This window comes from Rhizobium sp. TH135 (assembly GCF_002855515.1).
Lineage (GTDB): Bacteria > Pseudomonadota > Alphaproteobacteria > Rhizobiales > Rhizobiaceae > Allorhizobium.
This window is the reverse complement of the sequence record NZ_PKRP01000007.1, coordinates 138,681-151,751: the sequence shown is the minus strand read 5'-3', so window position 1 is coordinate 151,751 and position 13,071 is coordinate 138,681. Positions and strand designations below refer to the sequence as shown.

At 61.4% G+C, this 13,071-nt stretch carries 13 protein-coding genes; 8 read left to right on the top strand and 5 right to left on the bottom strand.

What is annotated here, in order from left to right; translation table 11 throughout:
* Positions 1–9: 9 nt before the first annotated feature.
* The 5 genes from C0V73_RS20440 to C0V73_RS20420 all read right to left on the bottom strand — a co-directional run bounded on the left by C0V73_RS20440 (position 10) and on the right by C0V73_RS20420 (position 4,423).
* Complete coding sequence (locus C0V73_RS20440) at positions 10–930, bottom strand: ABC transporter permease (protein ID WP_102021863.1); 921 nt, start codon at positions 928–930, stop codon at positions 10–12.
* The gene (locus C0V73_RS20435; RefSeq protein ID WP_102021862.1) at positions 930–1,778 is read right to left on the bottom strand and encodes an ABC transporter permease; all 849 of its coding nucleotides are present in this window, start codon (positions 1,776–1,778) and stop codon (positions 930–932) included. Before C0V73_RS20435 ends, C0V73_RS20440 begins: the two co-directional genes overlap by 1 nt.
* The gene (locus tag C0V73_RS20430; protein ID WP_102021992.1) at positions 1,778–2,359 is read right to left on the bottom strand and encodes an ANTAR domain-containing protein; all 582 of its coding nucleotides are present in this window, start codon (positions 2,357–2,359) and stop codon (positions 1,778–1,780) included. The genes C0V73_RS20435 and C0V73_RS20430 overlap by 1 nt, the downstream gene beginning before the upstream one ends.
* Entirely contained in the window at positions 2,359–3,495 is a 1,137-nt protein-coding gene (locus C0V73_RS20425) for a transporter substrate-binding protein (protein WP_102021861.1), read from the bottom strand. The genes C0V73_RS20430 and C0V73_RS20425 overlap by 1 nt, the downstream gene beginning before the upstream one ends.
* A 286-nt stretch (positions 3,496–3,781) precedes the next feature.
* Entirely contained in the window at positions 3,782–4,423 is a 642-nt protein-coding gene (locus C0V73_RS20420; RefSeq protein ID WP_102021860.1) for a TetR family transcriptional regulator, read from the bottom strand.
* A 188-nt stretch (positions 4,424–4,611) separates the two neighbouring features.
* Between C0V73_RS20420 and C0V73_RS20415 the strand changes: the two genes are divergently transcribed.
* From C0V73_RS20415 to C0V73_RS20380, 8 genes are all read left to right on the top strand, one after another.
* Positions 4,612–5,499, top strand: coding sequence for a shikimate dehydrogenase (locus C0V73_RS20415; RefSeq protein ID WP_102021859.1), 888 nt, complete (start codon positions 4,612–4,614; stop codon positions 5,497–5,499).
* Positions 5,500–5,622: 123 nt separating this feature from the next.
* Positions 5,623–6,615: a TRAP transporter substrate-binding protein DctP gene (gene dctP, locus C0V73_RS20410; RefSeq protein WP_102021858.1), complete on the top strand. Its 993-nt coding sequence runs from the start codon at positions 5,623–5,625 to the stop codon at positions 6,613–6,615.
* 68 nt (positions 6,616–6,683) lie between these two features.
* Positions 6,684–7,202: a TRAP transporter small permease subunit gene (locus tag C0V73_RS20405; RefSeq protein ID WP_102021857.1), complete on the top strand. Its 519-nt coding sequence runs from the start codon at positions 6,684–6,686 to the stop codon at positions 7,200–7,202.
* Positions 7,199–8,500, top strand: a complete 1,302-nt coding sequence (locus C0V73_RS20400; protein ID WP_102021856.1) for a TRAP transporter large permease — start codon at positions 7,199–7,201, stop codon at positions 8,498–8,500. The genes C0V73_RS20405 and C0V73_RS20400 overlap by 4 nt, the downstream gene beginning before the upstream one ends.
* 10 nt (positions 8,501–8,510) lie before the next feature.
* Complete coding sequence (locus tag C0V73_RS20395) at positions 8,511–8,960, top strand: type II 3-dehydroquinate dehydratase (protein ID WP_102021855.1); 450 nt, start codon at positions 8,511–8,513, stop codon at positions 8,958–8,960.
* Positions 8,961–8,991: 31 nt separating this feature from the next.
* A complete protein-coding gene (locus C0V73_RS20390; protein ID WP_102021991.1) occupies positions 8,992–10,881 on the top strand; it encodes a sugar phosphate isomerase/epimerase and 4-hydroxyphenylpyruvate domain-containing protein in 1,890 nt (629 codons plus the stop codon).
* Positions 10,882–11,023: 142 nt separating this feature from the next.
* Positions 11,024–11,995 (top strand): NAD(P)H-binding protein, encoded by a 972-nt coding sequence (locus C0V73_RS20385; protein WP_280951019.1) that lies wholly within the window; start codon positions 11,024–11,026, stop codon positions 11,993–11,995.
* A gap of 101 nt (positions 11,996–12,096) precedes the next feature.
* Positions 12,097–13,023 carry an alpha/beta fold hydrolase gene (locus tag C0V73_RS20380; protein WP_102021853.1) on the top strand — a complete coding sequence of 309 codons (927 nt, stop codon included), beginning with the start codon at positions 12,097–12,099 and terminating at the stop codon, positions 13,021–13,023.
* Positions 13,024–13,071: the final 48 nt, after the last annotated feature.

The following is a 13,071-nucleotide window of genomic DNA, read 5'->3' as shown; positions in this document are numbered from 1 at the left end:
CGTTAGGCTTCAGTGTGAGCGGATACGCGGGTCGATGACCGGCGCAATCAGGTCGGCAATCAGATTGCCGGTGATGATAGCGAGAGCGGAGGTGAGCGTGACACCCATGATGATCGGGATGTCCACCTGCTGGATGGCCTGCCAGGCAAGCTGGCCGATGCCGGGCCAGCCATAGACGGCCTCGACCACGACCACGCCGCCCATGAACTGGCCGATATCGATGCCGATCATGGCGATGATCGGCAGGATGGCATTGGGCAGGACATGGCGCAGGATCACACGGGCTCCGGATAGTCCCTTAGCGCGTGCGGTGCGGATATAGTCCTGGTTCAGCACGTCGATCATCGCCGAGCGCACCATGCGGGCATACCAGCCGGCTCCGAGCATGCCGAGTGTGACGGCTGGCAGGACCACATGGGCGGCCGTGCCATAGCCGGACATCGGAAACCAGCCGAGCGTGGCGGCAAAGACATAGAGTAGCAGCAGGGCGACGACGAATTGCGGGGCCGACACCCCGACAAAGGCGGACATCATGACCGTGCGGTCGAGAAGGCCGCCGCGATTGAGGGCTGCGATCGAACCGAGGATGACGCCGAGAAGTACCTCAAGGAATATGCCGGCGGCCATCAGTGTGAGCGTTGCCGGCAACCGGGCTGCAATGAGTGTCACCACCTCGGTCTTCTGGGCATAGGAACGGCCCAGATCTCCCTGGACCAAGCCGCCGACATATTGGGCAAACTGGACGGGCAGAGGCTGGTCGAGGCCGAGTTCGCGCCGGATGTTTTCGACCGTCTGGGCCGTGGCGCTCCGCCCGGCGAGCATGCGTGCGGGGTCGGCGGGCAGGGCGTAAAGCAACACGAAGGTGATCGCTGCCACGCCGAACAGGATCAGTACGGATTGGACCAGGCGTTGTCCCAAGACAGCCAACATCAGCCTCTTCCTCTCTGCGTCGGATCAAGGATGTCGCGCAGGGCGTCACCCACTAGGTTGAAGGCGAGGGCGGTCAGCAGGATCACAGCGCCTGGGAAGAAGACCAGCCAGGGGGCTGCCTGGAAGTAGCTCTGGCTCTCGAAGATGATGTTGCCCCAGGACGGATCAGGCGGTTGGACGCCGATGCCGAGGAAGGAGAGCGTTGCTTCCAAAAGCACTGTGGTCGCGATCCCGAGCGTGCCCCAGACGATGGCCGTCGGCACCAGATGCGGCAGGATGTGCAGGAAGAGAATGCGGGCGTGACCGGCGCCCAGCGACCGTTCGGCCAGAATGAAGTCACGCTCCACCAGTCCGCGGGTCTCGGTATAGACGATGCGCGCAACCTGAACCCAATTGACGAGCGCAATCACGAGCGCGACGATCCAGAGGCTGGGTTTCAGAAGGGCGGCGAGCACAATGGCAAGCAGCAGCGCCGGGAAGGCCATCATCAGATCCGTGAAGCGCATGATGAGATTGCCGGCCCAGCCGCGGAGATAGCCGGCCATAATGCCCACGAGAAGTCCGATCGAGACTGCGACGCCATTGGCAACGAGGCCGATGATCAGCGATGTCCGGGCGCCGAAAAGCATGCGGGAGAGGAGGTCGCGACCGAGCGTATCGGTCCCGAGCACGAACGGACCGCCGGGCGGCATCGGTGCGCCCTCGAGGGTCAGTCCATCGAACATCTGCTCATTGGGGTCGAATGGGGCAAAGAGCGGAGCGCCGAGCGCCGCCAGGATGACCAAGGCGATGACGATCAGGCCGAACAGGGCCGCAGGCTGGCGGCCGATTTCCTTTAAGATCCGCATCAGCCTGCCTCGCACAGTGTTTCGAGCCCGCCGACGAGGAGCGCTGCCAGTTGTTCAAGGGGAATACGGCGTCGCATGGCGCAGGTTCTGAGCAAGACGTAGGCCTGTTCGTCGTCAATCTGCCGTTCGGTCTTCAGGCGATTGACTGCGGCAAAGACGATCGGGCGCAGTTTCAGCCGCTCTTCAAGCCGGGCGATCCGTGCCTCATCCTCAAGTCGCTGCTCGTAAGCGCTGACGGCTAGCACGAGAGCCGGGTAAATCGTCGAGGCCGAAACGGGCTTCGGAATGAAGGATGTCGCTCCGCAGTCGATTGCCCAGGCGATCCGTCCTGGTGCTTCCGAGCCCAGGAGGGCCGCAACCGGACGCGCGGGTTTGCGCCGTGCCCAAGGCAGGAGCTCGTCCCAACCGCGATCGGCGTCGACGATCACCAGATCGGGCAAATGCTCCTCCGCCAGAGGCAGCCACTGGAGAGACGAGGAAATCCCGAGCAGAGCGAGCTGGCGGCGCAGCTTTTCGGTATTCGTGTCGTCCTCTGCGAGGATCACGACGCGCCAGCCTGTGAAGTTCGGCGTCTTGGCGATCATGACACCACCCTCAACAGAGGTTCACGACGCGTGCTGCCGCCGGTGAGGTAGGGATCTGCGGCCAAGGGTGGTCGCGAGGCAATCACGTCAAATCCGCGCTCGGCATTGATGCGGCCGAGCAGGAAGGGGAGGGCTGCGTGATTGGTTGCCGGATCGACGGTCATTGCGCCGAAGAGGCCCGGCCAGGTTCGGCCGTGGACCTGTCGACGCACGGTCGCGGGGTCGCTGGCGGCCGATGCCTCGATGGCGGCGATGCACATGGTGACCGCCGTATAGGCGCTGGCGAAGATGCTGGAGACGCGTCGCGTCTCGGGTTTGAAGGCGCGAAGGCGTGCTTTGAAGTCGCGGTTTTCGGCGCTGTCGAGCGTATCGAAATAGGAGGCGGCGCAAAGCTGGCCGGTCGCAGCACCAGCCGCGACTTCATCCAGTTCGCTTTCCTGCAGGTCACAGCTCGCCACGGGGCAATTCTCCGGCAGAAAGGCCGGGTCGCGTTTGCCGAGTTCGTGCATTGCCTCCAGGAAGGCATAGCTCGATGGGCCGATGAGATTGTTGAGGATGAAGCTCGGGCGCTTTTCCGCGATGTCGGCAATGATGCGCTCGACGGCCGTTTCCTCGAGCGGCAGGTAGCGTTCGCCGAGCACGGTGCCGCCTGCATTGGCGACAAGTTCGCGCGCCAGCCGGTTCATCTCCCAGCCCCAGACATAGTTTGCCCCAACGAGGTAGGGGCGGGTGCCGTAGCGGGGGACAAGATGTTCGAAGAGCGGGATCAGGTGCTGGTTCGGACAGCCGCCGATATAGATGACATTCTCATTGGCCTCGAAGCCTTCATAAGGGCACATGTACCACAAGAGCCCGTCGTGTTTTTCGACCAGCGGCAGCACTTCCTTGCGTGCGGCGGAGGTAATGGTGCCGATGATGTGTCGGCAGCCGCTGTCGCGGATCAGGCTGCGGGCGCCTTCCAGATAGGCGGCGAGATCGGCATGGGGATCGAAGAAAACCGGCTGGACGCGGGTGCCGCCGGCGTTTCTGTATTCGTGGAATGCGAATTCCACGCCGTCGAAAGCATCGCGGCCCATGGCCCCATAAGGCCCGGTCGTCGAATAGAGAATGCCGATCTTCACTGGGTCCAGCATGTGCTTTCCAAACGCAAAAAAACCCACAACGCGGGTCCCGGCGATCGGGGCGTTGTGGGGCGATATTGCCCGTTGACGGATGTCGTCGATTTGAGAATTCTTGGGCTCAGTGCCCATATGGTGTGCATGATTAAAATATGCCCACCCGATCTTTGTCAAGCAGAGACAGGGGGGTGCAAACTCGAAAATGCAGAGAGGCTCTGATTTCTCTCGGATCATTCCGCGTTTGATGCTCTGGTGTCCCGCGATCCAAGCGCGGGATCCGCTAGATCGCAGTACGGAGGAGCTATTCTGAGCGCAGGTAGCTCAGGACCGCGTCGGCGATCATCTGTTGGTGGCGGGCGTAGAGTGCTGGTTCGGACAGGTCGCGCTCGAAGATGGTCCCGAAGGTATAGCGGTTGGAAACGCGGAAGAAGCAGAAGGCGCTGATCAGCATGTGCAGGTCAATCGCATCGACCCGGCGCTTGAAATGGTTGCCTTGCAGGCCGCGATCAATGATGTCCTGAAGCGTCCGGATGACTGATATGTTGAGATCGGCGATCTCGCTCGAGCGTTTCATGTGCATGGCGTGATGAATATTCTCGATGCTGACCAGACGGACGAAGTCCGGGTTCTGCTCGTCGTGATCGAAGGTCGTATTGATCAGGCGCCGCAGGGCCTCGTCGGGCGGTAGTTCGGCGAGCTGAAGGTCTGCCTCCAACGACCGGATCTTGCGATAGGCGCGCTCGAGCACTGCAAGGTAAAGCCCTTCCTTGCTGCCATAGTAGTAGTAGATCATCCGCTTGGATGTGCGTGTCTTTTCCGCGATCGAATCGACCCTTGCCCCGGACAGGCCGAATTCGGAAAATTCCTGGGTCGCCACCTCGAGAATATTCTCCTTGGTGCCCTCAGGATCATTCCTGCGCGTGTCCCCGGCCGTCTTTGCCATGCTCCTCCCCCGTCTCGGCGCCTGTGAGTCCATTCCCTCGCCCCCCGAGCCCTCTGTTCATAGTGCCGTCGAAAGGGCGCATCAACCTGTTTGACGTTGACACTAACTAGTTAGTACATTATTGATCATTGCCAGGTTGGGAGGCCTGCAGCGCAAGTGGATCTTACGCTCGGGAAATGGGAGTGGTCATGCCCACGAAGCGGGACATCAAGCGAGCCGGATTGATTGGATTTGGGATCCAGCGATCGCTGACGCCTGCCATGCACATGCGTGAAGGGTCGGCTCTTGGGCTTGATTACCGGTACGAGCTGATCGATCTCAACGAGAGAAAGCTCACGCCCGATGCTCTGGAGAGCCTTGTCGTCGAGGCGGAAGAGCAGGGCCTTTGCGGCCTCAACATCACCTATCCCTGCAAGCAGAAGATCATCCCCCTGTTGTCCGACCTGTCGGACGATGCGCGCAAGCTCGGCGCTGTGAACACCGTGGTTCTTCGGGATGGCAAGCGGATCGGGCACAATACCGACTGGTGGGGTTTTGCCGAGGGATTGCAGCGCCAGCTCCCGAATGCCGACTTGACGGATGTCGTCCAGATCGGTGCGGGTGGGGCCGGTGCCGCCACAGCCTTTGCCGTTTTGCAGCTCGGGGCAAAGGCGCTGACGGTCTTCGATATTGATGAGGCTCGCTCGGCAGAGCTCGCCGCGCTGATGGGCGAACTTTTTCCGCAGGCAGTTGTCCGTGCCGGACAGGACCTCGGGGGTGCCATGGCGAAGGCGACCGGTCTCGTGCATGCCACGCCCATGGGAATGGACAAGCATCCGGGCATGCCTTTGTCGGCAGATCTGTTGCATCCCTCTCTCTGGGTGGCCGAGATCGTGTATTTCCCGCTGGAGACCGCACTCGTGCAGGCGGCGCAGCAGCGTGGTTGCCAGGTTGCGAATGGCGGAGGCATGGCTGTCTTTCAGGCTGTTGGTGCGTTTTCGCTGTTCACCGGACTTCCGCCGGATGCAAGGCGCATGCTTGCGCATTTTAAGGAGCTTACGGGCTCGACGGTGAATGATCTGGCCCGACGGGCCTGAGAAGAAAAATGCAGGCCGGCACGGTGGGCCGGCAGCACAGGGTTTTTGGTCGATCGGCTCTCGCCGGTCAGGGAGAAGAAAGTCCCCAAGCCCGAGGAGGGGCAGGGACAAGAGGAGGAAGACATGATGATGGAATTCACACGCCGTATGTTTCTCGCAGGATCCGTCGCACTCGGAGCGATGACAGCCGTTTCGCTTCCGGCCTATGCCCAGGAACCCGTCACGCTCAAGCTGTCGGCCGTGTTCTCCGAGCAGGACATTCGTGCCGGCATGGTCAAGATGTTTGCCGATGAGCTGAAGGACGGCTTCACGGTCGAGCCCTTCTTCGGCGGCACGCTGTTCAAGCAGGGCACCGAGCTCGTGGCGCTCCAGCGCGGCAATCTGCAGATGGGCAACATCGCGCCGCAGGATATCGCCAAGCAGGTGCCTGAATGGTCGGTCCTGACCTCGGCCTATCTGTTCCGGGATGCCGCCCATGTGCGTGCCTTCTTTGCAAGCGACGTCGGCGCCGAGTTCAAGAAGATGGCTGAAGAAAAAGCCGGTGTTTACATCCTCGGACCGACCTATTTCGGCGCCCGCCAGGTGGGCCTGAAGAGTGACAAGAAGATTGCGACGCCGGCCGATCTCTCGGGCGTGAAGCTGCGCATGCCGGGTGGCGATGCCTGGCAGTTCCTCGGCGAGGCGCTCGGTGCCAACCCGGTGCCGATGGCCTATGCCGAAGTCTATACCGGCCTGCAGACCGGTGCGATCGATGGCCAGGACAATCCGCTGCCGAACGTCAAGAACATGAAGTTCTACGAAGTCATGTCGCAGATCGTCATGACCTCGCATCTGATCGGCTACGACCTGCTGACCATCTCTGCCGAAACCTGGAAGGCGCTCTCGCCGGAGCAGCAGGCCAAGGTGCAGGCAGCCGCCGACAAGGCAATGCAGTGGAGCGAAGAACAGCATCTCGCCCAGGAGAAGACGCTGGTCGAGGAATTCAAGGCTGCCGGCCTTGAGATCTACGAACCGGATGTTGCAGCCTTCCGCAAGTTCGCCCAGGAAAAGTATCTGGCCTCCGATCTGGCGAAGTCCTGGCCCGAGGGTATCCTCGAAAAGGTCGGCGCACTCTGAGCCCATCCCCATGAGACCCGGGAGCCGGATATCCTCCGGCTCCCGGCCCATCAGAAAAGGCTCGGCCTATGGACAATCGATTTGCCACGATCGGAAGCTGGCTCAGGTATCGGGCAGAAAATCTGCTCGCCATGATGCTGCTGGCGATGTTCGTCATCTTCCTGCTGCAGATCTTCTCCCGCTATCTCCTCAATCTCTCGATTGGCTGGACACACGAAGCGAGCGTCGCTTTGTGGATCTGGATGGTGCTGTTCGGGTCTGCCTTCGTTGTGCGGGAGGTCGATGAGATCCGCTTCGATCTGTTCTGGGGAGCGGCAACCGCCCGCGGGCTGCGCGTGATGCAGGTCATCGGTTCCGCCAGCCTCGTCGTGCTGTTCACGTGGTCGCTTCCGGCCGTCATCGATTATGTGACCTTCATGCGCGTCGAGAGCACCGCCTATCTGAAGATCCGTTTCGACGTTCTCTATTCCATCTATGTCGTCTTCGCGATTGCCATGATCGTGCGCCACCTCTGGCTCTGCACGCTGGCGATCCGCGGCAAGGCGCCCGAGGGCTTCGACCCGACCAAAGCGAGTTCCGGCGTATGAACCTGGCCAGCCCCTTTTCCCTGTCGCTCGTGGTGATCACGGCGCTCGCTTTCCTCGGCCTGCCCATCGGCTTGTCGATGATCTGTGGGTCGATCCTCTACCTACTGCTGTCCGGTGCCGACATGGGCATCGTCGCCGAGCAGTTCTTGAACGGCATGTATTCCAACTACGTGATCCTGGCCGTGCCGTTATTCATCCTGGCGGCCGAGCTGATGAATATCGGCTCGATGACCGAACGGCTCTTGTCGTTCTGCAACGTGCTGGTCGGACGCTTTCGCGGTGGCCTGGCCCAGGTCAATGTCGTGCAAAGCATCATCTTTGCCGGCATGTCGGGTTCGGCGATTGCCGATGCCGCCGGGACCGGCAGCATGATGCAGAAGCTGATGACGGATGGCGGTCGCTATACGCCGAGCTTTGCGGCGGCCCTGACGGCTGTCACCTCGGTGATCGGCCCGATCATTCCGCCTTCCATTCCGATGATCATCTATGCGCTCGTTTCGGATGCCTCGATCGGCTATCTCTTCCTCGCTGGCATGGTTCCGGGGCTCTTGATGGCCGTCCTGCAGATGGTGCAGGTCGCGATCACGGCGCGTCGGCAGAATTTCCCGGTCGAGGCGCCGGTGCCGTTGCGCGAGATCCCCGGCGTCACCTGGCGCGCGCTCCCCGCTTTGTTCATGCCGGTGCTGCTACTCGGCTGCATCTATTCGGGGGTGACGACGCCCACGGAGGCTGCAGCGCTGGCGGCGGCTTATGCCCTGCTGGTTTCGGCCGTGCTCTATCGCAGCATCCGCTGGAACGCTCTTTACAGCGCGCTTCTGACCAGCGGGAAGACCACCGCCTCGATCGGCATGCTGATCGCCGGTGCGCTCGTCTTCAACTATGTCATCACCATCGAGAACATTCCGGAAAGCATAAAGGGCATCCTGACCAGTTGGGACATGTCCCCGGTCGTCTTCCTGATCTTCGTCAACATCCTGCTGCTCCTGCTCGGCTGCTTCCTCGAAGGCACGACAATCCTTTTGATCGTCGTCCCCGTGCTCATCCCGACAGCTCAGGCGCTGGGTATCGATCTCGTCCATTTCGGCGTTGTCGTGGTGGTCAACATCATGCTGGGGCTGGTCACGCCGCCGTATGGCCTGTTGCTGTTCATCGTCGCGAAGATTTCGGGCGCACCGCTCAGAGATATCGTCCGCGATGCCTGGCCTTTCATTCTGTGGATGGTGCTGTGCCTTGTCGTGATCACCTTCGTCCCCGAGACAGTGCTCTGGCTGCCGCGCCTGCTCGGCTATCAGGGATGAGGAGAGGACCATGACGCAGCACAAGCCGCTCTTCATCCTCAACGGACCAAACCTGAACCGCCTTGGTCGGCGCGAACCTGAGATCTACGGCCATCACACGCTATCCGACGTGGAGTTCTGGTGCCGGGAGGCGGCCGGGGAATGGTCGGTCGTCTTCCGGCAGACCAACAGCGAGGAGATGCTGATCGAGTCGGTGCACGAGGCGATCGACGAAGGATCCGGCATCCTGATCAATCCGGCAGCTTTCACCTTCACGTCGCTGGCGCTCCTCGACGCGCTCAAGATGTTCAAGGGGCCGATCATCGAGTTCCACATCAGTAATGTGCATCGGCGCGAGCAGATCTATCACAAATCCCTCGTCTCGATGACGGCTACGGCCGTCATGGCGGGCCTCGGGGCGACGGGATACCCCCATGCTGTGCGAGCCCTGAAGCTGCTCGTTGCAGAAGGAAAACGGTGAAAAGCCATCGGGCGAAACAGAGGATGCGGCGATGAAAACCTCGATTGCGACGGTGTCGATCAGCGGCGAATTCGAAGAGAAGCTCTCGGCGATCGCCCGTGCCGGTTTCGACGGGATCGAGATCTTCGAAAACGACTTCCTGGCGTTCGACCGATCACCCGCCGAAGTGGGACAGATGGTTCGCGATCACGGACTGACCGTCTCGCTTTTCCAGCCTTTCCGCGACTTCGAAGGCATGCCGGAGCCCTTCCGCAGCCGTAACTTCGACCGTGCCGAACGCAAGTTCGATCTGATGGCGGAGCTTGGCACTGATCTGATGCTGATCTGCTCAAACGCCTCGCCCGTGTCACTTGGCGGGATCGACCGCGCGGCAGCCGATTTTCACGAACTCGGCGAGCGGGCGGCAAAACGGGGCCTTCGGGTCGGCTATGAGGCTCTCGCCTGGGGTCGTCACATCAACGACCACCGGGATGCGTGGGAAATCGTCCGCCGGGTCGATCACCCGAGTATCGGGCTGATCCTCGACAGTTTTCACACTCTGGCACGCAAGATCGAGGTCAATTCGATCCGGTCCATTCCAGGTGACCGCATCTTTATCGTTCAGCTCGCCGACGCGCCGCTGATCGAGATGGATCTTCTCTACTGGTCGCGTCACTTCCGCAACATGCCGGGCGAAGGCGACCTTGCCGTGACACCCTTCATGCAGGCGATCGCGGCGACGGGTTACAATGGCTATCTGTCGCTGGAGATCTTCAACGACCAGTTCCGCGGTGGATCGCCCGAGGCGATATCGAGGGATGGCCGACGCTCTCTCGTCTATCTCATGGACCAGGTCCGGCGCGTCGAGCCAGACATGCGTATCCCGGTTCCTGCAATGCCAGATCGCAGCGAGGTCTCCGGGATTGCTTTCGTTGAATTCGCCGTCGGTGACGATGACGGTCGTGAGCTCGAGGCCTTGCTGGAGATCCTGGGTTTTCGCGCTGTCGGCCGCCATCACAGCAAGGCCGTCACCGTGATGCGGCAGGGCGAGATCAACCTTGTCCTCAACCGGGAGGAAAAGGGGTTCGCCAACGCCTCCTACCTCGTCCATGGCGCTAACGCCTATGCCTTCGGGTTGATGGTGGACGATGCCTATGCCGCGCATTCTCGTGCTTTGCAGTTGGGATCGGAAGATTTTCGCCAGCCGGTGGGGCCGGGCGAGATACAGGTGCCTGCGATCCGGGGTGTTGGCGGCGGGATCGTCTACTTCCTCGACCGCAAGACTTCGCTTGGCGACATCTGGGACGTCGAATTTGAACCGATTGCCGAGGATCAGACCACTGCGTCTTCCGTCGGGCTGACGCGGATCGACCATCTTGCCCAGACGACCCGCTATGAGGAGATGCTGACCTGGCTTCTCTTTTACACCTCGCAGTTCGCGACCCGGAAGACGCCCATGGTCGACATCATCGATCCCGCGGGGGTGGTGCGGAGCCAGGTGGTCGAAACGCAAGACGGTCGCCTGCGGATCACGCTAAACGGGGCCGAGAACCGGAATACGCTCGCGGGCCGTTTCATCGCGGAGACCTTCGGTTCCGGTAGCCAGCACATTGCCTTTGAAACCGACGACATCTTCGCGACGGCGGAAGCCCTGGCGCACAATGGCTTCAAGTCCTTGGTGATCTCGCCAAACTACTATGACGATGTCGAAGTCCGCTTCGGGCTTGATCCCGATCTGGTCGAGCGGATGAAAGCCGCCAACATCCTCTACGACCGGGATGATGCGGGCGAGTATTTCCAGCTATATTCCCCGACTTATGGAGAGGGCTTCTTCTTCGAAATCGTCGAGCGCCGGGGCTATGCCGGCTACGGCGCCCCCAATGCCATCTTCCGTATCGCAGCCCTGAAACGTCATCTGCGACCGAGCGGCATGCCGCGTTAGGCCTGTGCCTTGCGAGCAAATCTATCCTGCCGCCGAAAACGGTGCATAGTATGCGCGTGGAGCGATGGGAGGCATTGTGACCGGCAATCTGAGTTCGGCGTTACCGGTGGGTTCTGACGCTCATGGGCCGAGGCGCGTCTGCCTGCTGGGCGCTACCGGGACGATCGGTCGGGCGACGGCTGCTGCGCTCATGCGGCGAGGGAATGAGGTGGTCTGTCTTGTGAGGCCAGCTGTTGGCGTCGCTGCAGGTTCCTCGAACGCGAAAGCTGCTCGCCTCGTTGAGGGGGCAATGGTGAAGGTCGTGGATCTTGGCGACCCGGCATCGGTGTTGCGCGACGGGTTTTCAGGCGATCGCTTCGACGCCGTGGTTTCGTGCATGGCCTCGCGTACCGGCTCGCCGAAAGACGCCTGGGCTGTCGACCACCGGGCGCATCTGAACGTGCTGGAGGCCGCAAAGCGCTCAGGCGTCGGTCACTTCGTCCTCTTGTCCGCCATCTGTGTTCAGAAGCCGATGCTTGCCTTTCAGCAGGCAAAGCTGGCCTTTGAGGCGGCGCTTGTGGCGTCCGGCCTGCGCTATTCGATCGTGCGACCAACCGCCTTCTTCAAGTCCCTGTCAGGCCAGATCGAGCGTGTCCGCAAGGGCGCGCCCTTCCTGATTTTCGGGGATGGGACACTGACATCATGCAAGCCCATAAGCGATGGAGATCTGGCCGACTATCTTGTCCACTGCCTCGAGGAGGAGGCGAGTTGGAACCGCATCCTGCCGATCGGCGGCCCGGGTGAGGCGATTACGCCGCGTCAGCAGGGCGAAGCGCTTTTTGCGCTTCTGGGTCTGCCGCCGAAATTCAGATCCGTTCCGATCGCTCTGCTCGACGTCATCATCGCTGGCCTCGGAACCTTTGGCCGTCTTTCGCCATCGCTGCGTGAAAAGGCGGAGCTTGCCAGGATCGGCCGCTACTATGCGACCGAATCCATGCTCGTCCTCAATCCGCAGACAGGTCGATACGATGCCGATGCCACACCGTCGACCGGCACCGAGACGCTGTTCGATTTCTATCGATCTGTGCTGGCCGGCAGTGCGCCACCCGACAGAGGTGATCACGCCGTGTTTTGAGTTGCCAGGCGAAGGGCGGATGCATGCCTCAGCATTGGCGATGGTTCCAGCTGATTTGATCGCTTTCAGGAGAGCAGCATTTGGCCAGAAGAGGGAAACGGATGGTAACGATCTTCGCCTGGCTGGCCGGGACAATTGCGCTCGGGATCATCGCTTTGGCCGTCTGGCTCTATGAGCCCGACAAGCCGCGTGCTGCACTGGAGGAGACCTATCCGGGGGAATATCGCGTCATCGACGGCGTTCGTTTGCGGATGCGCGACAGCGGCCCGCGCGACGGCGAGGCCATCTTCATGCTCCATGGTTTTGGTGCCAGTCTGGATACCTGGGAGAAATGGGCTGAGGCCTTGTCAGCACGTTACCGGGTCATCCGGTTCGACCTGCCAGGATTTGGGCTGACCGGACCCGATCCGACCGGCGACTATACGGAAGCGCGCAGCATGCAGATCCTGGCTGCCATGATGGACCAGCTGGATATCGACCGCGCCAGCCTGATCGGCAATTCGCTCGGTGGACGTATTGCCTGGAACTTCGCGGCCATGTTCCCGGAACGGGTCAACAAGCTCGTCCTGGTCTCGCCCGATGGCTTCGCAAGTCCGGGCTTTGACTATGGCGTGGCGCCAAAGGTGCCGCTGCTCATGCGTGCTTTGCCCTATACAGCACCGCGCAGCATGTTGAAGGCCAATCTGGCGGCCGCCTATGGGAATCCAGCAGCCTTGAGCGAAGCGGATGTGACCCGCTATCATGATCTGATGCTGGCACCTGGCGTGCGGCGTGCGATTCTGGAGCGGATGGGACAGGTGGTCCTGCGTGAACCGGGGCCGACACTGGCCCGGATACAGGCGCCGACGCTGCTTGTCTGGGGTGAACGAGACGGCATGATCCCAATCAGCAATGCGGAGGACTATCTGCGCTTTCTGCCGAATGCCACGCTGGCGCGTCTGCCGGGCCTTGGACATGTTCCTTTTGAGGAAGACGCTGTCCAGTCGCTGGTTCCCGTCGAGGCTTTCCTGTCAGGCGCGGCGCGATAGCGCCGATGCGATGTTTGACTGGCTGGTCGAGCCTAACAAGGCCCGCCA